Here is a 24,042-nt window from a genome sequence, read left to right as displayed (position 1 = left end):
GCAGGGGGGGGCAAAAATTACTCTGGCGCCGCATGCGGCACCTAGGGAAATGGGTGCTGTGAATAACTTGTGAAGAGATTGAAAACCCCCACCAACACCTTCCGCAAGTCGTCTCCCGGCGACGCAAAACCTGCCTTGGGGCGGGAAATTTTTCTGCGAAAAGTCATCTCGAGGGGATTGGTTTGTAACTAATTGATTTGTATTTGGTTATGAATCTTATTTCTCCAAAAGTCTCGGAAAAATCGCTTGGCATGGTTTGCCCTTTTTGCTCTTTTACTGGGCCAGCCAAAACTGCCGATCCTAGTCGTAATGGACGGAAGTACGCCGGGGAAACCAGTGTATAACTTTCTATGACATCGAATTGCGGGCAGAATTGGTCATCGATCTCCGAGGTGATCCGCCAGCGCATCAGCGCCGACGGGTACGAGCGCTGGTTTCATGGCGTGGATATCGTGAGTGACGACGGCATCCGCATGGTGCTGAGCGTGCCAAACCCGATTCACCAGTTTTTCATCGAAAGCAACTACCTGCCTCTCGTGCAGGACGCGGCCACCGAAGTGCTCGGTTCGGCGCGGAAAATCCAATTTGTCGCTCCCAGTCGGGAGGATGGCGCGGCCATGGCAGCGAACTCTGCGGCACCCCAGGAGGCTCCGGCTCCCAAGGTGACCGTACGTGAGCGCCCCTCGGCCCCGGCTTCCTCCGGTGTGAGCGGATCTGCCAGTGGTTTGAATTCTCGCAATACTTTTGAAACCTTCGTCGTTGGCTCCAACAACCAGTTCGCGCATGGCGCGGCCATTGCGGTAGCCAAATCCCCGGCGAAAACCTACAATCCGTTCTTCGTCTACGGCGGCAGCGGACTGGGCAAGACCCACCTCCTGCAATCCATCGGCCACTACGTGCTGGCCAACCAGAAATCGGCTCGCGTCGTGTATCTTTCGAGCGAGCAATTCACCAACGAATTCATCGACGCCATCCAGCACGGCACGCTGGTGAAGTTCCGCAAGAAGTATCGTCAGGCGGACGTGCTGATGATCGACGACATCCAGTTCCTCGCGGGCAAGGAGCGCTCGCAGGAGGAGTTTTTCCATACTTTCAACACCCTGCACGATGGGCACAAGCAGATCGTGCTCTCCAGCGACCGTCCTGCCAGCGAGATCGAGAAGCTCGAGCAGCGTCTGGTTTCCCGCTTTGAGTGGGGCATGACGGCGGAGCTACAGCCCCCGGATATGGAAACCCGGATCGCCATTCTGAAAAAGAAGGCGGAGGGTCTTCACATCAATGTCGAGCCCTGGGTGATCGAGTTCCTCGCCGACCGCATTCGCAATAACGTGCGACGCCTGGAAGGCGCGCTTATGAGGGTGGCCTCGTACAAGTCCCTGAGCGATCGCGAGATCAGCCGGGACGTGATCGAGAACCTGCTGCGCGACATCTTCCAGGAACAGGCGCGTCGTGCGGTGACGATCGAGCAGATCCAGCGCAAGGTGGCCGAGCACTATGACGTGCGCCTGGCCGACATGACGAGCAAGCGCCGCCCGGCGAATATCGCCTTCCCGCGCCAGGTCGCCATGTATCTCGCCCGTGAACTGACGAACTCCTCGCTCAACGACATTGGCGACGCCTTCGGCGGCAAGGATCACGGTACCGTGATTCATGCCTGCAAGCTGATCAAGCGCCGCATCGATGAGGACGAGAAGACTCGTCACACGATCAAGATGCTGGACAGCCAGCTCCAGCGATAGCCATTCACAATGGCCGAGAAGTTCCTTACCACAGGTTTCCCGGCCACCCTCCGGAGGCGGAAAAATGCCGTCTCCGGCACGCTCCGGCGGCAGGCACCCTTTGCGATGGTGTTTGACTTCCGTCGAGGCGATCCATAAATCACTTGTTTTCCATCGAGATCATGAAGTTCTCTGTCACGAAAGAAGCCCTCCTAGACGGCCTGCAACGCATCCAGAACGTAGTCAGCACGCGCAGCACCTTGCCGGTATTGACTAACGCGCTGCTGGAGACAACAGAGACCGGTCTGCGTTTGACCACCACGGACCTCGAGGTCGCCATCCGTTGCGAGATCGCGGCTCAGATCGAGAAGCCCGGCGCGACGACGCTGCCGGCCCGCCGCCTCGCCGCCATCGTGCGCGAGTTGCCCTCCTCGGAGATCACGATCGAGACCGACGCCAAGAATATCTCAACGCTCCGCTGCGGATCGAGCTTCTTCAAGATTTTCGGTCTGGCCAAGGAGGAGTTCCCGGCTTTCCCGTCCTTCAAGGATGCGAAGACCTACTCCATCAAGCAGCACGACCTGCGCGACGGCCTGCGCAAGACCTCGTACGCCATCTCGGTGGACGAGACCCGTTACGTACTCAACGGCATCCTTTTCTCGTTCAAGGACAACAAGCTCACGCTGGTCGCTACCGATGGCCGCCGTTTGGCGCTCTTCGACAGCGACATGGAGTTCCCGCAGAGTCACGAGCGCGATTTTATCGTTCCGACCAAGGCCGTGACGGAAATCCAACGCCTCCTCGGTGAAGAGGGTGAGGTTCAGATCTCCGTGGCGGAGAATCTCGTTTCCTTCGAGGTTGCCGGTGGACAGCTCGTTTCCAAACTCGTGGAGGGCAACTACCCGAACTACCGCCAGGTCATCCCGGGAGAAGCCAAGGAGCGCATCACGCTCGAGCGCGAAGCCTTCCTCACCAGCATCCGACGCGTCTCGCTCCTCAGCAGCGACAAGACCAGCTCGGTGCGTCTCGCCTTTTCCAAGAACAATCTCGATATCACCGCGAACACCCCGGAAGTCGGTGAAGCCCGCGAGTCGATGGCCATCGTTTACCGTGGCCGCGATTTCTCGATCGCCTTCAATCCGGAGTTTGTGATCGACCCGCTTCGCAACCTGACCAACGACGAGATCTACCTCGAGTTGATCGACGAAATGAGCCCTGGCGTGATCAAAATCAATACGCCGTTCCTCTACGTCCTCATGCCGATGCGTGTCTCGGTGTGATCGGAGCACCCGTTTCTATCTGTTAGCTTTCCTCTCCCTGTATCCATGAATCTTTGGGGCATCGACCTCGGCGGCACAAAAATCGAAGGCGCAATTCTTGATCCGGCCAAACCGGATAAAGCCCTTCATCGCCTCCGAGTCCCAACAGAATCAGCGCAGGGTTACGAGCATATCATCTCGCAGATCGCGAAGGTGGTCACGATGCTCGAGGAGGAGTCCGGCATCAAGCGGCCTGCCGCCATTGGCATCGGAACGCCCGGAGCCAGCGAGCCATCGACCGGCTTGCAAAAGAATTCCAATACGCTCTGCCTGAACGGTCAGCCTCTGCGGGCGGACATCGCCAAGGCGCTCGGCATCGAAGTACGGCTGGCCAATGACGCGAACTGCTTTGCGCTGGCTGAAGCCACCCTTGGCGCAGCCAAGGGCGCTCCCGTCGTGATGGGACTCATCCTCGGTACAGGTTGCGGCGGTGGAGTCGTGGTCAACCAGCATATCATCGAGGGCCTGCATGGCATCGGCGGGGAGTGGGGGCACAATCGCCTACCCGGCGAAACGGAGCCCTGCTACTGCGGCAAATCCGGCTGTAATGAGCAGGTGATAGCCGGCCCGTCTCTCGAGCGCTATTACGCGGGGGAAACCGGCCAGAAGATCCGCCTTCCCGAGATTTCCCAGCGAGCCGCAGCAGGCGAACCCGCCGCCGTGGCAACGCTGGAGCGCCTGCGCACGAAATTTGCCGAAGCCATCGCGGTGGTGATCAATATCATCGATCCGCATGCCGTGGTCATCGGGGGCGGCGTGGGCAATATCGACCTGCTTTACGACGAAAGGACCCGCGCCGAGGTGGCGAAGTTTGTCTTCAATCACGAAGTCCGCACGGCCTTCCTGAAGCCTACGCTGGGCGACAGCGCCGGAGTCTTCGGCGCTGCCATGCTGACGATCGACTGACCTTTTACAGAAGGTCGCAAAGGGCGCGAAGGCTTTGGCGGTCTTCGAGATTTTCGGGAACGAATCGATCTGGCGAGTTGGAGCGAGTTATTTGTCGATGTCGTAAAGCTCGCCCGCAGGCGGCAGGCGTCTGGCAGCTTGCTTGACCTCGCCAGCCATCATGCGGAGCATCTGGCGCTCTGAATGCGCCTGCTTCCTGAGCGTGATCGGGATTTTCCCTGTCGGGTGGGAATCGTAATCCCTCAGGGCTTTCGCCGCCAGCGGGAGCCGAGCGCGATGCCGTATTGGAACTTCCGGGAGTGTTCCCTGATGAGAAATGGCAAGTCGATCGTGTGCTCCAGATCGAAGTGCTCCTCCAGTCTCGTCTGCAGTGCCTCGAAGCCACTCGGGCCGCCAGGTCGACCGCCCAGCCACTTGTCACGGGGCGTGTAGGTGTCGAGCCACGTAAATGGCGTCGTGAGCAGGAGCTGGCCGCCAGGTTTTACCAGCGAGGGAAGTCGGGCGAGAAAGATGGCCGGGTCGGGCAGGCGGCAGATGAGATTGGCGGCAAGCACGATATCCGCCGGGCAGAGGTCCTGAGGCAGCGCCATAGCGTCGCCTTGGAAAAAGCGCGCCCGGGAGCGAATCACACCCGGTGGTACGGCGGCGAGGAAGCGCTCGCTGATGTCGCCCTCGACGATTTTCCCGGCCTCTATGCTGCCCTGGGCCTGCAAGTGTTGGGCGGCCTGGATGAATCGGTGGGAGTAGTCGATGCCGGTGACCGCGTCGGCAAAGAGCGTCAGCTCAAAGGTCGAGCGCCCGACGGCGCACCCGATGTCGAGCGCGACAGGCAGGCGGGACTCCGGCGGATCGATAAGGGACGTCACGCTCCGTACGGCGAAGTCCAGCGCCTCGCGCGGTGCTGGCACATCACCGAGGATCTCCTCCGCCGTTCCGTAGTGGAAGAGGAGATACTCGTCGAGAAACCGGTCGGACTCGTAGGGATTCGCGCTCAAGCGAGAAGGCCGTTCAGGTACGCCGAGGGCTCGAAGTCCTCGATGAGCACGGTGGTTTCGCCATTGCGGAACATGCGGGCCTGCACAACGCGAATCTCCGGCGTCTTGTGCGGCGCGAAGAGGATGTCGTCGTGGGTCGCGTTCTTGTGATTGGCGAATTTTTCCGGCGTGAGACTGCCGCCGAGATGGTCGCTGCGTCCGGTGGCGACGTGGATGGTGCCGCGCACCTTTTCGTCCTGGATGTCGCGGCCCGAGAAGGGCAGGAGCTGCGTGCCGAAGCCGAGTTCGCCGAGTTCCCCCGTGACGGGATCGCTGGCGAGCTTGGCATTGTGTTCCTCGACTGTCTTGGCGTTGCCCGAGAGGAAGTCGGCCTTCTGCACGCGACCGTCGGCCACGCGCATGATGCCGATGGTGCCGTCCTCGTACTTCATCGGGAACGAACCGGACGCGCCGGTTGGTACGTAGTAAATCTCACCGGCCGGGAGGTTGGCGACATCGGGCTCCTTGCCGCGGCAGAGGCCGTGGCTTTTTTGCGCCTCCTGCTGGCCGAGATCCAGGTGCAGGGTGTGCTTCTGGCCCGCGACTTCAAAGTCGATCTCGACCCAATCCGCGCGGGTCATGCCGAGGCGCAGGAGCTCGGCCTCGCGGCTCACGTCGTCGTAGTTCACGGCGAGACCGGTGGAAAGGATGATCGGATTCAGCCCATGGAGTGTCGCGCCGCGGAAGCCATACTGCTTCGCAAAAGCGGTGAGCGGCGCGGTGGCGGAGTAGGTCGAGATGCAGAGGATGATGTCGTAGTTCGGGTAAACGTCCTTCGACAGGCTAACCTCCTTGCCCTCCGGAGTGAATGCGGTATCGGGCAGATCGAGATTGCTGCCGCCGGTCACTTCATAGGCGAAAATCTCGCCGCCGGTGAGGCCGAGCTCGGCGAGGGCGCCGTTTTTCAAGCCTTCGTAGAAATGGGTGATGGCATTGCGCTGAATGGTGAGGCTGGGATCTTCGAGGAACTTGAAGTCCTTGATGTCCTGCGGGTTGGCGAGATCGATCAGGATGCAGACGCGCTGGCCGGGTTCCGGCGCGAAAGTGGACTTGAGGAGACCCGAAAGGCTGAATGGGGGGAACTTACGGGCGGCGATTTGTTCGGCGATCGTCATGGTGGGCATACGGTAGACGGATACGCCGCCGCTCGCAACGGCGATGCGCAGATCGTGAATTTTCTCTCCCCCTTGGGGGCAAGGTCCTCTTATTCTGTGGGTTCCATGGCTCGCAAAGGCATCATTCTCGCCGGAGGCTCAGGCACCCGGCTCGATCCCCTCACCCGCATCGTCTGCAAGCAGCTCCTGCCCATTTACGACAAGCCGATGATCTACTACCCGCTCTCCGTCCTCATGCTGGGCGGCATCCGGGATATCCTGATCATCTCCACTCCGAAGGACCTGCCGATGTTTCAGATGCTCTTTGGCGACGGCTCGCGGCTCGGCTTGCACATCGAGTACGTGGAGCAGGCAAAGCCCGATGGCATCGCACAGGCGTTCCTGCTTGGCGAGTCCTTCCTCGCGGGCGACGGAGCCGCGCTCATCCTCGGCGACAATATTTTCCACGGGAAGCTCGACTTCGTGCGCGCTGCGCTGGCCCGCACGGAGGGGGCGTCGATCTGCGCCTGTCCGGTAAAGGACCCGGAGCGTTACGGTGTGATCGAGTTTGATGCCGACGGCCGCGCCATCTCCATCGAGGAAAAGCCAAAACAACCCCGGAGCAACTACGCCGTGCCGGGCTTCTACGTTTACGACAACCAGATCGTCGACGTGACCCGTTCCCTCAAGCCGTCCCCGCGCGGCGAGCTGGAGATCACCGACGTGAACCGCGCCTACATGAGCCGTGGCCAGCTCTACGTCGAGCCTCTCGGCCGGGGTGTCGCCTGGCTCGATACCGGCACACCCGACAGCCTCATGGAGGCGAGCAACTACATCGCGACGTTGGAGCATCGCCAGGGCGTGAAAGTCGCCTGCCTGGAGGAGATCGCCCGCTATCGCGGCTTCATCGACGACGCGGGCTTTGCGAAGCTCATCGACTCCCTGCCAAGGAACTCCTACCGGGCGTATCTGGAAGGGCTGGTTTTTTAGGGAGTGTGAAGGGAGCCACCGGTCGTTCGATGAACGATGGTGGCGCGGTCGAGAGTCTCGGGGATACGTACCCTTCCGCGAAGCGCTTGGAATTTCGGCTTTGCAGGAAGGGATCAAAGACAAGACGGGTTGGTCCAGAAGGGCTCTGGATTGCTCTTGGAACCCTGTTCGGCAAGAGTCTGTATCCGATCACCATTCCGCCCATGGACCAAATCTACTCCCTTCACACCGACCGAAACATCGAGCCATGGGAATTTGGACAGCTTGCTGCGCTGAACCTATGGGGCGACGCCGGTGACTTTACCGGGGAGCGCCTGGCGGGGCATTTTGCGGCGGTCGATTTCGCGGCTCATGTGCGTACCTCGCAGCACCTTCTCGTCGGTTATGCCAGCGCCATCTCGAATGGGCTGGGCACGGTCTTCATCGACAGCTTGATTTGTCATCCCGAGTACGACCGCGAGGCGATCGGCGGTCTGCTCCTCCGGGCTGTATTGACTCATTTTTCCGGCCAGCCGGTTTACGCGATGCCCTTTGTGGATGAGCAGCAGGTCTTCCGCGCCAACGGCTTCCGCGTTTATCGCCGGGAGATGGTGGCGCTGGCGCATCGGAATGATGAGCCTTCCGGGCTGGGAGGTATCGCGGCACCCGAAGCTGTGATTCACTCTTAGGTCCGGGCTGGCGCTGAAGGCTCCCGGTTTTTCCGGTGATGCTTCAGTTCGCCGCCTCCGATGATGGAGGAAAGCCACCGGTTCGTTTTGTGGAATGAGCGGGTGAACTTGCGCCGGGCAAATTCCCCGATGTTGCGCGCTTTTGGGAAAAATCCCATGCTGGCTGAGTGATTCGACAGATCGCGCTGGCCTGTGTCCTGCTTGTGACGTCCTGCCTGACCGGACAGGGCGCTGTGGGGTATTTCCCTGTGCCGGTGGCGAAGGATGATATCCGGATCTTTCGCGAGATGGATCTGAAGGAGGCGGATTACGAGGTGGAGAAGTATCGCGTCACCTTTGATCGCGCGAACTGGGTCTGGATCGAAGCTCAGGCACAGGGCAAGGTGTCGGACCTGCCTTTGCCGAAAAGGGCGTCTGCGGTGAATCTCCTGCTCCTCACGCAAAAGAAAGGTCATCCCGACAAAACCATCCATTTCGTCGTATCGAGCGAGGAGTCCTCCGTCTATAGCTACATTCGCTTCGATCCCGCGGAGCTGCTGCAGCGGACATTCGCCTTGCGCGAGGGGCGGTTTTTGCTGCTCGGAATGAGCACGGTGCGACCGTCGGATTTCGCCTATGTGCTCCAGATCTTCCAGAGCGATATCGCGCCCCAGGGAGCCCGCGAATGAAGTCTGGCAGCGGCGTCAGGCTGTCGGCATCCGCGCTGTGACGTTTCAATCCCATTGACAGATGCGGCGTTTCCCGTATAAATCACATCCGGATTAGATTTTCACCTCCAGATTTCATCCTCTCTCCCCGGAACCATGAAAACATCCCTCGCCGCAGGCGCGGTCCCGGCCTTGTCGCGTCTTGCATTGTCCCGATCCGCAGCCTTGCTCGGTCTACTCGTCAGCCTCAGCGTGGGAGCCTCCCCGGCGCTGGCAGCGGACTGGACGTGGAATACGGCGCTGCTTTACCAGCGGCAGCATGACAATCCACAGAACTACAATTTCACCACCGACTGGGTGACGGGATCGGACGGCACGGGGCAGAGCCTGCAAATCACGGAGCCGAGCGTGAACGAGTGGAATTACTTCCTCGATGTGCCTCGCTCGTATCTCACGACGGCGACGAACCAGTTTCGCGCGGTGCTGGATTTTGAGGTGGTGACGGCGACGGTGCTCCCGCAGTACTTCTGGATGTTCGCGCGGTGCCTCGATGTGAATGGCCGCGCGATGGCGGGTGTGCCGGAGCAGTGGCAGAGGTTTGTCTCCGAGAGCGCGGACGGGCCGCGGCGCATCGAGTTTCCCATCGAGTTTCCGCCGGTGGCCGGTGGCACCTGGCATTTCTATTTTGGCTGCAAGCGCACGGGGACCATCATCATCGACAGCCTCGTGATCAAGGAGGGCTGGGACCTGACGCGGGAGCCAGCGGTCCTGAATGGCGCGGCGACCTCGGTGCTGCCAGCGGGGGTGAGTGCGGCCACGGGGTCGCCCGCCATTACCATCTCGCCTCCGGCGTCTGGCACGGTGACGGTGCTCACGGCGTCCGATCTCGTGGCCGATGGCGCGACGCCTGTGACCTCGGCGGTGGCGGCGGCCAACTCGACCAAGCTCCAGACCTGGCTCACCACGGCGAAAAACACGGCGGGAACCAAGAAGCTCGCGATCCCGCCGGGGACGTATCGCTTTGAGTCCAACGCGCAGCTCAATATCGACAGCACGAATGACCTGACCATCGACGGGCAGGGCGCGACATTCATCTTTCAGAAGCTCTACAACGGCGCGCACTTCATGGTGAATGCATGCAACCGGCTCGTAGTGAAGAATCTCAATATCGACTGGAACTCCGACTACAAGCCCATCGCCAGCCTCGGGCGGCTGGTGAGCCTTTCCTCGGACAAGAAGACGGCGGTGCTTCAGTTTGACGATCAGGATGCGGCGCAGACGCTGCGGACGGCGCAGGCTTTCTGGCATTCCATGCATCCCATGGATACGACGTACCTGTATCGCAACAGCCCGGACTTCTTCCTGCTCAAGGACACGCCGCAGCCTGCGCTCACGGCCAGCGCGAACCAGATCACTGCGGTATTCACTAATCCGCTTTCGCTCACGGTCGGCACGAGCTATTGCATCAAACACCTGTACTACGAGATGATCGGCTTCAAGCTCGCGTCGTCGTCGCATGTGCTCTTCGACACGGTGAACTTTTACGGCGTGCCCGGCATGGGATGGCTGAACACCGAGGAGAGCCATCACCTGAAGTGGACGAACTGCAAATTCCTGCGGCGCGCGGGTTCCCGGCAGCCGCTCATCACCGGGGCGGATGGCATTCACTCCGGCGAGTCGAAGGGCGACATCGCCATCCAGGGGTGCGCCTTCACCGGGCTCGGCGACGATGCGATCAATCTGCATGACAACTGCTGGCAGGGCGGGCTGGTGAATCCCGGCACGGGCAACCAGCTGCAATTCCGCAACTGCCCGAGGCATCAGCTGCGAGTGAAGAGCGGCGATGTCATCCGGTTTTACAACTCCGACTACACGCCTGCCGGAGTGGAACTGACCGTCACGGGCACGCCCACCTACAGCAGCCCGAATGGTGATCCGGAACACGTCAATACGACGATGGTCGTCACCTTCGCCAGCCCCGTGCCGTCCAGCCTGTCACCGCTCTCGATTGCCAACAATACGCGGTTTGAGACAAAGAACGTGCGCATCGCGGCCAATACGATCATGTACACGAATGGTCGCGGCGTACTGCTCTCGGCGAAGAACGCGACGATCGACTCGACTTACTTCCGCAATGTCTCGGCGACGAGCATCCAGATCACCACGGAGATCGTTGACACGGCGTACATGGAGGGGCGCGGTGCGTCGAATGTCCTGGTGAGCAACAACACCTTTGAGAACACGAACCAGATCGGGCGCTGGGCCGGAGCCGTGGTCTATGTCGGGGCGACGATCCCGTGGGGTCCGGCGGACGTGCCGCTGTTTACCAACCTCACCTTTGATAACAACAAATTCTACAATTCCCCCGGCCCCGCCATCTCGCTGACCTCGACGAGCAACGTCATCGTGAAAAACAGCCGCATCGAGTACAATCAGGCCCTGGCCAACGTCACGCCCTTCGCGGGAGCACTGCAGGCCATCCTCTCCGACGACCTCGCCCTCGGCGGCAACACCTGGCGAAACGTCCTCACCCCGCCCAATCCCGTCGGCATCGTCTTCAACCCTTCCACCGTCACCAACCTCGCCCCCGGCTCGAACCGCCTGGAGACGCCGTAGGGGAAGGGTAGCGGAGCGGTCAATTCACCAAGTCGGTGTAATGCGCCGCCGCGCGACAGACGAGCCCGGCCCGATTGAAAAAGAAGACCTCCGCAGCCTGCCGCCCGTGGTTGGTGTGGTAGAGAATCATGATGATCCCCACTTGGCGGGGTACGCTTGCCAATTCAAAGTGCAGGTCCGGCATCTTTGAAAATCTAGCTTGTTGCTTGTTTTCGATTAACGATCCCGAAAGGGATGTGTACGCAGGGGATCTCGTCGGCAACTCCTTTTAGGTGAGAGATCTGGTCATCAAGAAATAGATGGGGTTTGAAGACACGGAGTACGCGGCTCTTATCAATCCCGCCCATAAAGAATGTTTCCGTTGCCGTTAGCCCCCACTCTTCCAGAGTTCTTACAAATCGCGCGTGAGCTGGGGCGTTTCTAGCGGTGACGATAGCAACTCTAAGTAGTGGCCTAAAATTTGAATCTTCCTTTTTTCTTTTTGCTTCAAATTTTTGCCAATACGATAGCTTTTTAGCAAGGTCATGAAGTGGGCCAGGCTTTAATGGCTTGTTGGCGTTTATTACTTCCGCATTATGAAACAGATCGAGTCCCTTTTCTTGATATACCTGTTCTGCTTCATCGCCTGCGAGAACTCCATCAAAGTCAAAAGCCACGCGTAACTCGTCAGAGTCTGGGGTGTCTGGCGCCTTCGTTGGAAGTACAAGGCCAGCGGGCATTCCGGCATTTAGGGCTCCGCGAACATCGTTGTCATTTGCGCTCAAGAACAATGAGGCGTTAAATGATTCAATGTATGGGTATGGATCTTTTCCGCACAAAAATGCACCTCGCGAGATATTGAGTTTATAGTGCTCACAACTTGCGAAAAAGCGCCTTCCAGAATCTGGGTCGTTTCTCGACAATACAACAACTTCAACTGGCAGTTCTTTTTTGAAAACCTGATTTAAATGTAGTAACCTTCTGATGAAGGGAAATGCGACACCTTTTGAAAACGGAATATCTAGGTGGGTGCGCTGATGCTCTCGATAGGTTTCTTCGCCTTGTTCTCGAAAAACTTGGTCAGCATCGGTCATGTTGAACACTGCGCTGCTGGAGATGGCGATAACTAGTTTCTTCTCTATCGGGTAAGCCACTGCGGTGGGGTTGTTTTAGTTTTATAAACTACATTGCGCCGACATCACGTAATCTGCGGAGAAATTGTGCGAACTCTCTCAATGAACAGAGATCCGTCTGATCTAAACCATCAGGATCGAAGTGCATTACGTCGTTGCGAATCAGCCTGATTTTATCGAGTTGTTTGACGAATTCGGAGCGATCTATTTCAAGGTTTAGCTTTTTCCAATATTTTTCTTGTTCAAGAAGGTGAATGTATTCGCCAAATGTCAAATCGGAGATGCCGTTAATCTCTCGCTGTTCATCGCTTGGGGATTTTGCGATTTTTAGTTCAGGTAGAGTAAATTTACCATACAGCATGCGACGTATTCCATTTTCAATTTCGCCAATCAAAATAAACGGCTCCGCTAATATTTGGAATTGCTCGTTAAAATCGCTCGCAGTTATTATTCCTGAAATTTGATGATCACTGGAGCGAACGAGAACGTAATCGGATGTTGTAATTATTGAGATTGCAGAGAATAACGAGGCCTCAGAGGATATCGTTTGAGCGGGCTCCATGCAGTCTCGTGCGAAAGCGCAAGTTTTTTTAAGAGCGAGCCGACTGCCGATTGTCTTCCAGCTCACGATGCCTTTGACATCTCGGGAGCTTGTCATTACTGGGACTTGAGAGTAGTCGCTTGTAAGCATTATCGTAATGATTTGCTGTAAGGTGCTGTCGGGTTTGACGGATGACGGGCGATTGTTTGCTGCAGGCAGTCGACCGACTCTGTAGGTTGGGTCAGAAAGTGTGGGCGTAGTGTATGTTGATTCGTCTCCCTTGGAGATAAAAAAGGAAATATATTCGTCTATGTAAGTAGATTCGAAATCTGGATAAGTGATGAGGTCGTATTTTTTCAGCGTTTCTCTTATCCAGGTTACGGTTCGCCATCCTCTCCGCTCAGATCCAAACCACGACAAGAAGGTTCTGACGGTCTCTTTTTGAGGTGCAGTGCCTTTTTTTAGACTGTCCGATATGTCTTTTAGCTTTTCCTCGATTTGGCACATGGGGGGATAGTTGGTGTGTATATTTACGTATATCAGTACCTCATAAAGAAGATTTAAGCTATTGTTTGCAAGAAGGTTGATTTCATTGCTGGCACTTTGCACACCAGCAGGTGGTTCTGCCGCCGACTTGGGCGCGGTGGAGATCGAGGCCGCAGCGGGGGCAGGAGTGGTCTTTTTCCCAGCGGTGATTAAAGAGCCAGGTGTCCGGCGGGTCTTCCCAGCGTTCGCCGATCGTTTTGAGGGCCTGGAGGGAGACTTCGCGGGTTTCTTTCCAGAGGGTGGCGGTTTCCTCCGGGGTGAGGGTGCCGCTGCTATCGGTTATGGGAGCTGGCTGGACTCCCGAGCGGGGCAATGTCCGGCAGTGACTTGACGCAAAGTATCCGCGCTTTTCTCCGCCGCCTCCACCTTGGAAGCGTGAATCTTTCCCCAGGCGCAGAGCGCGTCCATGACCGGGCGGAGGGACTCTCCGAAATCGGTGAGCGAATATTCCACCTTCGGCGGAACCTGGTGGTACACCTTGCGATGGACGATGTTGTCGGTTTCGAGTTCGCGGAGTTGTTGGGTAAGCATCTTCGGGCTGGCTTGGGGAATGAGGCGCGTCAGTTCTCCAGCCCGTCTCGGTTTTTCCATCAGGTAATGGAGCAGAACAGGTTTCCATCGGCCTCCCATTACATTCAAAGTGCGGGTAACCGGGCAATCGATGTAGTTCATTTTCTGAAATTTATACCTTTTGGTTGGTAGGTTACAAAAAGGTGGGGACTAGTTTTGCGCCCGCCGATTTGTAGGATGTCGGCATGCAGGTATTGATCGTCTTTGCGCATCCGGAGCCAACATCGCTGACCCGCCAGCTCGTGCAAGTCTCTGTTGAGACCCTTGAGAAAGAGGGTCATGACGTCGTGCTTTCGGACCTTTATGGAATGAAATGGAAGGCGGTCTTTGACGCCGATGATTTTCCCGTCCGGGCGAACCCGGAGCGGCTGTCCTTCATTGAGGAGTCTGGGCATGCTTACGCGAGCGGAAATCAGACGGCCGATGTCGTCGCGGAACAGGCAAAACTTATATCGGCGGATGCGGTGATCCTCCAATTTCCTCTGTGGTGGTTTGGTGTCCCGGCGATTCTGAAGGGGTGGATCGAGCGGGTTTACGCCTATGGGTTTGGCTATGGATTTGAGGATGGCACGAACCGGTTCCGGTACGGCGACGGGATGCTGAAGGGAAAGAGGGCTCTTGTCTCCGTGACGCTCGGCGGTCCGGAGGTGGACTATGGCCCGCGTGGGATCAATGGGCCGCTCGATCACATTCTCTTCCCTCTGACGCACGGCGCGCTCTTTTACCCCGGCATGGCTGTCCTGCCGATTCACGCCGTATATGGAGCCGCCCACCTTAAGACCGCAGAGGAAATCGAGGTGGTCAAAGCAGGCTGGCAGCATCGCGTCGAGGGGCTTTTCACCGACGAGCCCATCCCTTTTCGCTCACAGAACGGAGGAGACTTTCCCGACCGGCATACGCTCAGGGATGATGTGGCTCCCGGGGTGACCGGTTTCCCCGCGCATATTGCATAGGGCTGTTCCCGGGCAATAACGCGGAATGTATTGACTGCCTAGTGCTGGCACTTGGCGCACCAGCAGGTGGTGCGGCCGCCGACTTGGGCGCGGTGGAGGTCGAGGCCGCAGCGGGGGCAGGCGTGGTCTTTTTCCCAGCGGTGATGGAAGAGCCAGGTGTCCGGCGGGTCTTCCCAGCGTTCGCCGATCGTTTTGAGGGCCTGACGGGAGACTTCGCGGGTTTCTTTCCAGAGGATGGTGGTTTCCTCCGGGGTGAGGGTGCCGCTGCGGCGGGAGGGGAGGAGGTGGGCGCGCCAGAGGATTTCGTCGGCCATCCAGTTGCCGATGCCGGGGAAGCGCTCCTGCATGAGGAGCACGGCTTTGATCGGGGCCTGCTTGCGGCGGGCGAGGAAGGCGGCGACGGCGTCCTTGGTAAAATCCGGAGCGGTGACTTGCGGAGGCAGGGCGGTCCACCAGTCCGGGTCCGCCTTGCCGGGACTGAACAGGACGCGGCCAAAGAGGCGGAAGTCGGTGAAGATGAGCGCGACGGATTTTTCGTAAAGGACGAGGTGGTCGTGCTTGGCGGGCTCGAAGTCGGGGTCGGCGGTGTGGAGCTTGCCGGTCATGCCGAGGTGGACGCCGAGCGTGGCGGTGCTGAAGCGAAAGAGCATCTGCTTCCCATGCGCGGCGGAGCCGAGGAGCTTTGCGCCGGTGAGGGTCTGCTCCATCGTGGGCATGTCGATGCCGCGAAAGAGGCGGGCCTTCGGGTGCGTGGCGACGCGGAGGATTTTGCCGCCGATCCCGGCGTCCCATTGCTTACGGAAATATTCAACCTCGGCGAGTTCAGGCATGGGGATACAGTGGGCGCACTGCGGGCGGTGTGCAATCGGGGAACGGAAGGAATTTGAACAAAAGGAAGCGAAGGAAACGAAGGGGAAGGCAGAGGAGTTTTACAGAAGGACGCAAAGAACGCCAAGGGCTGCAAGTGCTTGTGGCGTCTCAAGGGAGGGTCTTGGCTTTCTTTCCCGGCGACGTCGGATTTTACTCCGGGGGTGAGTCAGGATAGGACGATCATCGACAATGCGCTGGTCCGCTGCGTGCGCGATGAGCGGGAGGCGGCACCACTTTTTGAGTTGGTACGTGCGGACCTTGGGCTCTGGGTTTGGGAGCTTGCGGTGGAGCCGGACAGGGATGCGGATGTCCAGCTTGAGCAGATTCGGCGTGAGCTGGAGGCAAATCGCTCAAAGCTTGCCAGCCTGGCCGGTGGGTGCACGGAGTTCGTACTGTTTCTTTCTGTCGCTGCCATCGAAGACTCGATGCTGCGGATAACGAATAAGCTCGCTCGTCTCGTGGCGGAGTGCGGATTGGAACTCGAAATCGTCACCCAATCGCGCGGCTGATTTTTCGGCGAGTGAACCGAACGCAAAGCCGCCAGCGAACCAATGTACGGCTGCTGGCGGCGATTTCTTTAGTTTAGGTTTTTGCTTACAGGACGAAGACGAGGAACTCGGCGTCGCGGCGGGCGGTGAGGTCGAGCTTCGTGGCGCCTTCGATCGAGACGGCGTCGCCGGGAGTGAGGCATTCGCCTGCGGTGGTGAGTTCGCCGGTGATCTGGTGGACCCAGACGCCGCGACCTTCCGGGACGTCGATGCTTAAGGTTTTGCCTGCTCCGAGCTTGCCGAAGGAAATCTCGGCGTCCTGGCGGATCGCCACCGCGCCGTCGCGGGCTTCGGGAGCGAAGAGCAGGGTGAGCGCGTCGGGCCGGGCCGCGTCGCCGAGCGGGCGCTCGGAGTAGCGCGGCGAGCCGCCGTGTTCATTCGGGCGCAGCCAGATTTGCAGGAAGTGGACGGCCTCGGACGGCGAGGCGTTCATCTCGCTGTGCAGGACGCCGTCGCCTGCGCTCATGTATTGCAGGTTGCCGGGGCGGATGACGCCCTGGTTGCCCATGCTGTCGCGGTGCTGGAGCGCGCCGGAGATGACGTAGGTGAAGATCTCGGCGTCGCGGTGCGGGTGCATCCCGAAGCCTACACCGGGCGAGACGATGTCGTCATTGATGACGCGCAGCGAGCGGTAGCCCATGTGGTCGGGGTCGAAGTATTCGCCAAAGGAAAAGCTGTGGCGGCTGTCGAGCCAGCCGAACTTCGTGCGACCGCGCCGGTCGGCGGCGAGCTTGGTCACGCGGGGCGTGGTTTCGTCGCCGCTGGCGGTTTGATTGGTCTTGAAGGTTGTCGTCTGCATGGAATGAGCGTCGCATGGCTGCAGCGCGGGCGCTCATACTTCGTCGTTGGAAAGAGTATAACTTTGGGTTATCGGTCCCTTACCGGCATGGAACTTCGCCACCTGCGCTATTTCGTCACTGCGGCCGAGGAGCTGAACATCAGCCGCGCCTCGTCCCGGCTGCGCATTTCCCAACCCGCCGTCAGCCGGCAGATTCACGACCTGGAGGATGAGCTCGGCGTGGAGTTGTTTGTGCGCGAGTCCGGCGGACTCCGGCTTACGCCCGCAGGTGAGGCCTTCCTGCCCCAGGCGCGGGACATTCTGCGCCGAAGCCGCGAGGCGGTGGACCGTTTGCAGGCTTTTCGCAATCCCGCCCCGGTGAAAATCGTGGTCGGCTACATCGCGCCGATGCTCTCCGTGGTGGTGACGCCGGCCCTGAGGGCCTTTGGCGAGACGTACCCCGATGTGGTTGTCGATCTCATCGAACTCTCGCCCGGCGACCAGATTCCCGCTCTGCGCGATGCGAAGATCGACATCGCCCTCGTCGGCCAGCCCTGCCCCGAGGTGGCGAAGGAATTTCACGTCACCGAGCTGAACCGCACGCCGCTGGCCGCCGTGGTCTCGGATCACCACCAGTACGCCTTACGCAAGAAGGTGAAGCTCACCGAGCTGGAGGAGGAAAAATTCATCGGCTTCTGCGAGCAGACCTTTCCTGGGCGCAATGAGGCGATCCGCCAAGCCTGCGAGGGAGCAGGGTTCGCTCCCTGCATCGAGCAGCAGGCGCACAATCTCGCGGCCGCCATCGCGCTCGTCTCCTCCGGCAAAGGCGTGACGCTCATGCCGGACGACGCGGATCATCTGCCGCACCCGCACGCTGTCTTTCTGACCCTGCAACCCTCGGTGCCTGCGGAGGTTTCTGCCCTGGTGCGGAGAAAGGACGATTGCCGCCCGGAGCTGCTGGCCTTCGCCGAGGCCTGCGTGGCTGTGCGCCTCACCCGGGCGGCCTCGCGCCAGCTCGCCGCTGCATGATCCGGTACTCCGCCACGGAGACGATCACGGTCGGGCAATTCCGCGACGTCCTGGTGCGTTCCACCCTGGGCGAGCGACGTCCGCTCGACCGCGAGGATACGCTGGACGCCATGCTGACCAATGCCTCGCTCCTCGCGACGGCGTGGGATGGCGAGTTGCTCGTGGGCATCGCGCGGTCGGTGACGGATTTTGCCTACTGCTGCTATATTTCCGACCTCGCGGTCGATGAGGCGTACCAGCGACAGGGCATCGGCAGGCAGCTCATCGAGGCCACCGCGCAGCGACTGGGACCGCATTGCAAAATCATCCTCCTCGCCGCCCCGAAAGCCGACACGTACTACGGCGGAGTGGGCTTTCAGCGACACCCTCGCGCGTGGGTGCGGGACAAATCCTGACAACACCCCGATTGCCAATCCGTATCTGTACGGATAACTAGGAGGCTGCATGAGTAAAGACGTACCAGTCTACGTGGCAGGCCACCGGGGGATGGTGGGAAGCGGCATCGTACGCGCCCTGGAGCGCGGGGGGTATACCCGTATCCTTACGCGGACTCGCACCGAACTCGACCTGCTGGATCGTGCTGCGGTGCGGAGCTTTTTTGAAACCGAGCGCCCTCGCCTCGTGGTGGACGCCGCGGCAAAGGTCGGCGGCATCATTGCGAACAGCGAGCAACCGGTGGAGTTCCTGCTCCAGAACATCACGATCCAGAACAACATCATTGAGGCGGCGGCGGACTTCGGCGTCGATAAGCTGCTCTTTCTCGGCAGCTCCTGTATTTACCCCAAGCTGGCCACGCAGCCGATCACCGAGGATTCGCTGCTCTCCGGTCCGCTCGAGCCAACGAACGACGCCTATGCCCTGGCCAAGATCGCGGGCATCAAGCTCTGCCAGGCTTACGCAAAGCAGTACGGGAAGAATTTCATCTCCGGCATGCCGACGAATCTCTACGGCCCGAATGACAACTTTGACCTGCACACGTCCCACGTGCTGCCCGCCCTGATCCGCAAGGTCCACGAGGCCAAGTTGCGGGGCGACAAGTCGTATGTCGTGTGGGGCACGGGTTCGCCCCGGCGGGAATTCCTCCACGTCGACGATCTCTCCGAGGCGTGTTTGTTCCTGCTGGAGAATTACAACGAGCCGGAGATCGTAAACATCGGTTGCGGCGAGGATGTGACCATCCGCGAACTGGCCGAGACGGTCTGCGACGTGCTCGGGTTCCAGGGCGAGCTGGTCTTCGATACGACGAAACCCGATGGCACTCCCCGCAAGCTGCTCGACATGTCGAAGCTGCTTTCCATGGGCTGGAAGCCCCGCATTCCGCTGCGCGAGGGCATTCGCGGAGCCTACGACTGGTATCTGCAACACGGTTCGCGGTAATCGCCGCCGGACATAGACCCGCGGCTGGAATGTTTCGCCGTCTCATTCTCGGATTTCTCCTCGTCATCTGCGTGCTGATGATCGGGGAGATCTTCAAGCCCCTGCAGCCACGCGCGACGTGGCGGACGGTGAATGACTGGGGTTCCGGAGTGACAGGGGAGTTTACCATCGACAACCCGACCGGCCAGGACATCGACGGCTGGACGCTGAGGTTTGATTATCCAGGCAAGATCGAGGGCATCTCAGGGGCGACGGTCATCGATCAGGACGGGACACAGTACCTTGTGCGGCCGGTGGAGTGGAACAGCGTCATCGCACCGGACCGCTCGGCTACGGTGGAACTCCGCATGTCGCCGGGTGGATATCTCCCACGTCGGGTGAAGGTCGATACGAAACGTGTTCCAGCAAGCAACGCGGAGGAAAAGCCGGACGACATTTTCCTGCTGGGGGAGCCGCGATTTGGGCGTAGTACCCAGCCGGAGCCTCTGGCAGGGAATGGCAGTCCCGCTCTGGCCCGGCTCCGTTATGGAGCGGTGGAGCTGATCTATCGCGTCGTGCAGGATTACGGCCACAAGATGGAATCGGAGGTCCTGATCAGGAATAACAGTTGGGAGACCTTGCGCGACTGGACGATCTTTCTCGATTTCCCCCGGCGAATCACCGCCGTGCAAGGTGGCACGCAAACTGCCCAGGCGGGAGCCAACCATCGGCTGGACTCGGACTCAGTATTGCCCATCCCGCCCAAGGGGGAGTTGCGATTGACCCTGTGGGCGGAGCCGGGTCTGAAGCTTGATCCGCCTCGACGCATGCTTTTCCGTGCGCGCTCAGGATCGCAAAGCCGACCGGATTTCAACTACGCCGCAGCTCTCCAGATGTCGCTGTATTTTTACGAGGCGCAACGCTCGGGCAAGCTTGGGGACACCCGGGTGGCGTGGCGGCGGGATTCCGGGCTCAGTGACGGGGCGGACAAGGGCGTAGATCTCACGGGCGGATACTACGACGCCGGCGACCATATGAAGTTTACCTTTCCGCTCAGTTCGGCGTTATCGATTCTCTCGTGGGGCGGGCTGGAGTACCGGGCCGGGTATGAAAAGGCAGGTCAATGGAGCGCGCTTCTCGATACTGTGCGGTGGGGGACGGACTGGTTGATCAAGGCGCACGTCGCGCCCAACGAACTCTATGCGCAGGTGGGAGATGGGCGGCTTGACCACGCCTACTGGGGGCCGCCGGAGCGGATGACGATGAAGCGTCCATCCTACAAAATCACCGTAAAGGCTCCCGGTTCAGATCTCGCTGGCGAGGCATCGGCAGCGCTGGCCTCCGCGTCGATTCTATTTCTCAAGGAGGACCCAGCCTACGCGGCCCTCCTGCTGCGGCACGCGCGCGAACTCTATGATTTTGCGGTGGCCTTCCCCGGGTCGTACAGCGATTCTGTCCCGGCGGCGAAGGAGTTTTATCCCTCGCGCTACGGATACCAGGATGAGGTGGCCTGGGCCGCGGCATGGCTCTACTCGGCCACTGGGGAGAAGCGTTATCTCGATGACGCTACGGCGATTTACAAGGACTCTATTCAAGGGCGGTTGACCGGTGCAGCGGCCTGCTGGGATGACAAGCGGCCCGCGCTCGCGGTGCTGATGGCGCGCATCACACGCAAGGACATTTACAAGAGGGACGCCGAGCAGTTTCTCGACTACTGGACGGATGGGCGGTTCGGCCCGCGGGTGCGATATACCCCGGGCGGACTGGCCTGGCACAATGAATGGGGCCCTTTGCGCTACGCGGCAAATGCGGCATTCCTTGCCTTTGTGTACAGCGATCGCGTGGCGGATTACCGCTACATGTACCACCGGTTTGCGAAGCGGCAGATCAACTATATCCTCGGCGACAATCCCGCCAGGCGGAGCTACCTTGTCGGCTTTGGAAATAACCCGCCGATGAATCCCCATCATCGAGCTTCGCACGATTCGCCCGACAACGACATCAATAACCCGGCAAACAACGCACACATCCTTTACGGAGCGTTGGTAGGTGGCCCTTCGAGCCTCGACGATTTTGACTATGAGGATAATCGCCGCGACGTTCGCCAGAACGAGGTGGCGCTCGATTACAATGGCGGCCTCACTGGCGCTCTCGCCCGTATGGTGATGTTGAATGGCGGCAAGCCGATGGCGGTCTTTCCGCCCAAATAAAAAACCTGCCTCAGCACGGGGCGGAGGCAGGTTTCTCGGAAGGGAAATCCTTCTGGGGAACTAGATGATGGTGACAGTCTGATCGCCTTCGACGATCTCGCCGATCACTTTGCCACGGGTGAGTTTCACCGTCTCGGCCTGGCGCTTCTTATCGACGATGAGAACCATGCCGATGCCCATATTGAAGACCTGGTACATCTCGAGCGGATCGACCTTGCCTCCGGCTTCGATGATCTGGAAGAGGGCTGGCACCTTCCAAGAATCGCGGCGGATGTTGGCCTGCGTGCCCTTGGGCAGGACGCGCGGGAGGTTGTCGATGAGGCCGCCGCCGGTGATGTGCGCTGCGGCGTGGAGCAGCCCGTCCGGCAGCGAGGCCATGAGGGGCTGGTAATTCTTGTGCACGCGGAGGAGTTCCTCGCCGATCGGGAGCTTGAGCTCGGGGAGGCGGGAGTTCACTTTCAAGCCCATGGTCTCAAAGAGAACCTTGCGGGCGAGCGAATAACCATTGGTGTGCAGGCCGGTCGAGGGGAGGCCGATGAGGACATCGCCCACGCGGACCTTGGAGCCGTCGAGCATCTTGGGACGGTCGACCACGCCGACGATGGTGCCGGCGACGTCGTATTCTCCTGCCTGGTACATGCCGGGCATCTGGGCGGTCTCGCCGCCGATGAGAGCACAGCTTCCGGCGCGGCAGGCCTTGGCAAAACCGGTGAGGAGCTGGCGGAAGACCGGGGGCTCGAGCGAGGCGGCGGCGACGTAATCAAGGAAGAAAAGCGGCTGCGCCCCGACGACGGCGATGTCGTTGATGCAGTGATTGACGAGATCCTGGCCGACGGTGTCGTGTTTGTTGACCATGAAGGCGACCTTGAGCTTGGTGCCGACGCCATCGACGCTGGCGACGAGCACGGGGTCCTTCATTTTCCCGAAGTCCGCGCGGAAGAGACCGCCGAAGCCGCCGATCTTGCCGAGCACCTGCGGGCCATGAGTCGAGCGCACCAGCGCCTGAATGCCGCTTTTGACGACGTTTCCTAAATCCACATCCACGCCCGCCCGGGCGTAGGCTTTTACTTTGACCTGCTTCATATCAGGCGGGGTTCCTCGTTATCGAGCAGGCGCACGCGGCGGGCTCTTTTTTCCATGATGAGTTTGTCGAATTCGGCATCGAATCCCACGGGGTAGTCCCCGCTGAAACATGCCGTACAAAAGTCGTTCCCAGGCCGCTTGGTGGCGCGGATCATTCCCTCGAGGTCGAGGTAGCCGATGGAGTCCGCCCCGAGATACTTGCGGATTTCCTCCATGGTACACTGGTTGGCGAGGAGCTTGTCGGGGTTGGGAAAGTCAATGCCGTAGTAACAGGCAAAGCGGTGTGGCGGGCAACTGATGCGCATGTGCACCTCCTTGGCTCCAGCCTCCCGGAGCGTGACCACGCGGGAGCGGGCGGTGGTGCCGCGCACGATGGAGTCGTCCACGACCACGACGCGCTTGTCCTTCACGATCTCGGTGATGAGGTTGAGCTTCACGCGGACGTTGAAGTCGCGGATGCTCTGCGATGGCTGGATGAAGGTGCGACCGATGTAGTGGTTTCGCACAAAGGCCGGGTAGTACGGGATACCGAGTTCCTCGGAGAAGCCGAGGGCGGCAAAGATGCCGGAGTCGGGTACGGGAACCACGAGATCGGCTTCGGCGGGATGCAGGCGGGCGAGTTCGCGGCCCATGCGCACGCGCACGTCGGAGACGTTGACGCCTGCGATGTTGCTGTCGGGCCGGGCGAAATAGACGTACTCGAAGATGCAGAATGCGCTGCGAGTCTCCCGGAAGGGGAACTCGGAGCGGATGCCGCCATTGTCGATGATGACCACCTCGCCCGGCTCGATATCGCGAACGAATTGCGCCTGGATGAGATCAAAGGCGCAGCTCTCGGATGCCAGCACGTAGGCACCATCTTTCTTGCCCAGACACAGCGGGCGAAAGCCGTGCGGATCGCGGAAGCCGATGATTTCGCGCTCGCTCATGAGCACGATGGAAAAGGCGCCTTCAATGCGGCGGAGGGCAGCCAACGCACCGCCGTCTCCCCGCGGCTGGGCCAGCAGGTGGAGGACGATTTCGCTGTCGACCGTGGTTTGGAAGATGGAACCCTTGGCCTCGAGCTCGACGCGGAGCTGCGCAGCGTTGACGAGATTGCCATTGTGGGCCACAGCGAGCTGGCCGCGATTCGTATCCACCACAAAAGGCTGGGCGTTCTTGGCGGTGCTGGACCCGGTGGTCGAGTAGCGCACGTGGCCGATGGCACGCGTCCCCTTGAGCTCATCGAGGTCGTCCATCTTGAACACCTGCGAGACGAGGCCCATGCCTTTGTGCTGCTGGAAGGTGCTGTCCGACCCCTTGGCCGAGACAATACCGGCGCTTTCCTGGCCGCGATGCTGGAGCGCAAAGAGTCCGTAATAGGTCAGCAGGGCGGCGTCGGGATGCCCAAAAACGGCGAATACGCCGCACTCATGAGTGGGTTTGTGTTTCAACGGCAAGGCTTGAAGAGGCGG

General features: G+C 59.9%; 22 protein-coding genes. 13 read left to right on the top strand and 9 right to left on the bottom strand.

What is annotated here, in order from left to right; genetic code table 11:
- Positions 1-350: 350 nt before the first annotated feature.
- The 3 genes from dnaA to TSACC_RS16705 all read left to right on the top strand — a co-directional run bounded on the left by dnaA (position 351) and on the right by TSACC_RS16705 (position 3,943).
- Entirely contained in the window at positions 351-1,739 is a 1,389-nt protein-coding gene (gene dnaA / locus TSACC_RS16715; protein ID WP_075080361.1) for a chromosomal replication initiator protein DnaA, read from the top strand.
- A 161-nt stretch (positions 1,740-1,900) separates the two neighbouring features.
- Positions 1,901-2,998, top strand: a complete 1,098-nt coding sequence (gene dnaN / locus TSACC_RS16710) for a DNA polymerase III subunit beta (RefSeq protein WP_075080790.1) — start codon at positions 1,901-1,903, stop codon at positions 2,996-2,998.
- A gap of 45 nt (positions 2,999-3,043) precedes the next feature.
- Positions 3,044-3,943: an ROK family protein gene (locus tag TSACC_RS16705; RefSeq protein ID WP_075080360.1), complete on the top strand. Its 900-nt coding sequence runs from the start codon at positions 3,044-3,046 to the stop codon at positions 3,941-3,943.
- Between the two features lie 242 nt (positions 3,944-4,185).
- Here the strand turns inward: TSACC_RS16705 and TSACC_RS16700 are convergent, their stop codons facing one another.
- Positions 4,186-4,938 (bottom strand): putative 4-mercaptohistidine N1-methyltransferase, encoded by a 753-nt coding sequence (locus tag TSACC_RS16700; RefSeq protein ID WP_075080359.1) that lies wholly within the window; start codon positions 4,936-4,938, stop codon positions 4,186-4,188.
- Positions 4,935-6,092, bottom strand: a complete 1,158-nt coding sequence (locus tag TSACC_RS16695; protein ID WP_075080789.1) for a M29 family metallopeptidase — start codon at positions 6,090-6,092, stop codon at positions 4,935-4,937. The genes TSACC_RS16700 and TSACC_RS16695 overlap by 4 nt, the downstream gene beginning before the upstream one ends.
- A gap of 105 nt (positions 6,093-6,197) precedes the next feature.
- Between TSACC_RS16695 and rfbA the strand changes: the two genes are divergently transcribed.
- From rfbA to TSACC_RS16675, 4 genes are all read left to right on the top strand, one after another.
- Entirely contained in the window at positions 6,198-7,061 is an 864-nt protein-coding gene (gene rfbA, locus TSACC_RS16690; RefSeq protein ID WP_075080358.1) for a glucose-1-phosphate thymidylyltransferase RfbA, read from the top strand.
- A 203-nt stretch (positions 7,062-7,264) separates the two neighbouring features.
- Positions 7,265-7,729 carry a GNAT family N-acetyltransferase gene (locus TSACC_RS16685; RefSeq protein ID WP_153811492.1) on the top strand — a complete coding sequence of 155 codons (465 nt, stop codon included), beginning with the start codon at positions 7,265-7,267 and terminating at the stop codon, positions 7,727-7,729.
- Positions 7,730-7,896: 167 nt separating this feature from the next.
- Positions 7,897-8,397, top strand: coding sequence for a hypothetical protein (locus TSACC_RS16680; protein ID WP_075080356.1), 501 nt, complete (start codon positions 7,897-7,899; stop codon positions 8,395-8,397).
- A 135-nt stretch (positions 8,398-8,532) separates the two neighbouring features.
- Positions 8,533-10,992, top strand: coding sequence for a right-handed parallel beta-helix repeat-containing protein (locus TSACC_RS16675; protein ID WP_075080355.1), 2,460 nt, complete (start codon positions 8,533-8,535; stop codon positions 10,990-10,992).
- A 194-nt stretch (positions 10,993-11,186) separates the two neighbouring features.
- On the opposite strand, the gene TSACC_RS16670 is transcribed toward TSACC_RS16675, so the two are convergent.
- The 3 genes from TSACC_RS16670 to TSACC_RS16655 all read right to left on the bottom strand — a co-directional run bounded on the left by TSACC_RS16670 (position 11,187) and on the right by TSACC_RS16655 (position 13,863).
- Positions 11,187-12,125, bottom strand: a complete 939-nt coding sequence (locus tag TSACC_RS16670; protein WP_075080354.1) for a 5'-nucleotidase — start codon at positions 12,123-12,125, stop codon at positions 11,187-11,189.
- 28 nt (positions 12,126-12,153) lie between these two features.
- A complete protein-coding gene (locus tag TSACC_RS16665; RefSeq protein WP_075080353.1) occupies positions 12,154-13,152 on the bottom strand; it encodes a CBS domain-containing anti-phage protein in 999 nt (332 codons plus the stop codon).
- A 318-nt stretch (positions 13,153-13,470) separates the two neighbouring features.
- Entirely contained in the window at positions 13,471-13,863 is a 393-nt protein-coding gene (locus TSACC_RS16655) for a winged helix-turn-helix transcriptional regulator (RefSeq protein WP_075080351.1), read from the bottom strand.
- 83 nt (positions 13,864-13,946) lie between these two features.
- Here TSACC_RS16655 and TSACC_RS16650 point away from each other — a divergent pair, with 83 nt between their 5' ends.
- Positions 13,947-14,714: an NAD(P)H-dependent oxidoreductase gene (locus TSACC_RS16650; protein ID WP_075080350.1), complete on the top strand. Its 768-nt coding sequence runs from the start codon at positions 13,947-13,949 to the stop codon at positions 14,712-14,714.
- 38 nt (positions 14,715-14,752) lie between these two features.
- Here TSACC_RS16650 and TSACC_RS16645 read toward each other — a convergent pair whose 3' ends face one another.
- Positions 14,753-15,544, bottom strand: a complete 792-nt coding sequence (locus tag TSACC_RS16645; protein WP_075080349.1) for an Fpg/Nei family DNA glycosylase — start codon at positions 15,542-15,544, stop codon at positions 14,753-14,755.
- A 201-nt stretch (positions 15,545-15,745) separates the two neighbouring features.
- Here TSACC_RS16645 and TSACC_RS16640 point away from each other — a divergent pair, with 201 nt between their 5' ends.
- Entirely contained in the window at positions 15,746-16,093 is a 348-nt protein-coding gene (locus TSACC_RS16640) for a hypothetical protein (protein ID WP_153811491.1), read from the top strand.
- 85 nt (positions 16,094-16,178) lie between these two features.
- Here the strand turns inward: TSACC_RS16640 and TSACC_RS16635 are convergent, their stop codons facing one another.
- Positions 16,179-16,931 (bottom strand): pirin family protein, encoded by a 753-nt coding sequence (locus TSACC_RS16635; RefSeq protein WP_084400553.1) that lies wholly within the window; start codon positions 16,929-16,931, stop codon positions 16,179-16,181.
- Between the two features lie 87 nt (positions 16,932-17,018).
- On the opposite strand from TSACC_RS16635, the gene TSACC_RS16630 reads away from it, so the two are divergent.
- Genes TSACC_RS16630 through TSACC_RS16615 form a run of 4 tightly spaced genes read left to right on the top strand, consistent with a single transcriptional unit; the run spans position 17,019 to position 21,505 of the window.
- Positions 17,019-17,939: a LysR substrate-binding domain-containing protein gene (locus tag TSACC_RS16630; RefSeq protein ID WP_075080347.1), complete on the top strand. Its 921-nt coding sequence runs from the start codon at positions 17,019-17,021 to the stop codon at positions 17,937-17,939.
- Entirely contained in the window at positions 17,936-18,334 is a 399-nt protein-coding gene (locus tag TSACC_RS16625; RefSeq protein ID WP_075080346.1) for a GNAT family N-acetyltransferase, read from the top strand. Before TSACC_RS16630 ends, TSACC_RS16625 begins: the two co-directional genes overlap by 4 nt.
- A 49-nt stretch (positions 18,335-18,383) precedes the next feature.
- Entirely contained in the window at positions 18,384-19,316 is a 933-nt protein-coding gene (locus tag TSACC_RS16620; protein WP_075080345.1) for a GDP-L-fucose synthase family protein, read from the top strand.
- A 29-nt stretch (positions 19,317-19,345) separates the two neighbouring features.
- Complete coding sequence (locus TSACC_RS16615; RefSeq protein WP_075080344.1) at positions 19,346-21,505, top strand: glycoside hydrolase family 9 protein; 2,160 nt, start codon at positions 19,346-19,348, stop codon at positions 21,503-21,505.
- 60 nt (positions 21,506-21,565) lie between these two features.
- Here TSACC_RS16615 and purM read toward each other — a convergent pair whose 3' ends face one another.
- Both purM and purF read right to left on the bottom strand, forming a co-directional pair.
- A complete protein-coding gene (gene purM, locus TSACC_RS16610) occupies positions 21,566-22,588 on the bottom strand; it encodes a phosphoribosylformylglycinamidine cyclo-ligase (protein WP_075080343.1) in 1,023 nt (340 codons plus the stop codon).
- Positions 22,585-24,021: an amidophosphoribosyltransferase gene (gene purF / locus TSACC_RS16605; RefSeq protein ID WP_075080342.1), complete on the bottom strand. Its 1,437-nt coding sequence runs from the start codon at positions 24,019-24,021 to the stop codon at positions 22,585-22,587. The genes purM and purF overlap by 4 nt, the downstream gene beginning before the upstream one ends.
- Positions 24,022-24,042 lie beyond the last annotated feature (21 nt).

Source organism: Terrimicrobium sacchariphilum, from assembly GCF_001613545.1.
GTDB classification, from domain to species: Bacteria; Verrucomicrobiota; Verrucomicrobiia; order Chthoniobacterales; family Terrimicrobiaceae; genus Terrimicrobium; species Terrimicrobium sacchariphilum.
This window is presented reverse-complemented; position numbering and strand designations above follow the sequence as displayed.

Bases quoted from the DNA above. Each gene is read 5' to 3' on its own strand.
- TSACC_RS16625 (WP_075080346.1), top strand. From the start codon at position 17,936: ATGATCCGGTACTCCGCCACGGAGACGATCACGGTCGGGCAATTCCGC.
- purM (WP_075080343.1), bottom strand. From the start codon at position 22,588: ATGAAGCAGGTCAAAGTAAAAGCCTACGCCCGGGCGGGCGTGGATGTG.
- TSACC_RS16635 (WP_084400553.1), bottom strand. From the start codon at position 16,931: ATGCAGACGACAACCTTCAAGACCAATCAAACCGCCAGCGGCGACGAA.
- TSACC_RS16655 (WP_075080351.1), bottom strand. From the start codon at position 13,863: ATGAACTACATCGATTGCCCGGTTACCCGCACTTTGAATGTAATGGGA.
- TSACC_RS16645 (WP_075080349.1), bottom strand. From the start codon at position 15,544: ATGCCTGAACTCGCCGAGGTTGAATATTTCCGTAAGCAATGGGACGCC.
- TSACC_RS16630 (WP_075080347.1), top strand. From the start codon at position 17,019: ATGGAACTTCGCCACCTGCGCTATTTCGTCACTGCGGCCGAGGAGCTG.
- TSACC_RS16695 (WP_075080789.1), bottom strand. From the start codon at position 6,092: ATGACGATCGCCGAACAAATCGCCGCCCGTAAGTTCCCCCCATTCAGC.
- TSACC_RS16675 (WP_075080355.1), top strand. From the start codon at position 8,533: ATGAAAACATCCCTCGCCGCAGGCGCGGTCCCGGCCTTGTCGCGTCTT.
- TSACC_RS16665 (WP_075080353.1), bottom strand. From the start codon at position 13,152: ATGTGCCAAATCGAGGAAAAGCTAAAAGACATATCGGACAGTCTAAAA.
- rfbA (WP_075080358.1), top strand. From the start codon at position 6,198: ATGGCTCGCAAAGGCATCATTCTCGCCGGAGGCTCAGGCACCCGGCTC.
- TSACC_RS16685 (WP_153811492.1), top strand. From the start codon at position 7,265: ATGGACCAAATCTACTCCCTTCACACCGACCGAAACATCGAGCCATGG.
- TSACC_RS16705 (WP_075080360.1), top strand. From the start codon at position 3,044: ATGAATCTTTGGGGCATCGACCTCGGCGGCACAAAAATCGAAGGCGCA.
- TSACC_RS16650 (WP_075080350.1), top strand. From the start codon at position 13,947: ATGCAGGTATTGATCGTCTTTGCGCATCCGGAGCCAACATCGCTGACC.
- TSACC_RS16615 (WP_075080344.1), top strand. From the start codon at position 19,346: ATGTTTCGCCGTCTCATTCTCGGATTTCTCCTCGTCATCTGCGTGCTG.
- dnaA (WP_075080361.1), top strand. From the start codon at position 351: ATGACATCGAATTGCGGGCAGAATTGGTCATCGATCTCCGAGGTGATC.
- dnaN (WP_075080790.1), top strand. From the start codon at position 1,901: ATGAAGTTCTCTGTCACGAAAGAAGCCCTCCTAGACGGCCTGCAACGC.
- TSACC_RS16620 (WP_075080345.1), top strand. From the start codon at position 18,384: ATGAGTAAAGACGTACCAGTCTACGTGGCAGGCCACCGGGGGATGGTG.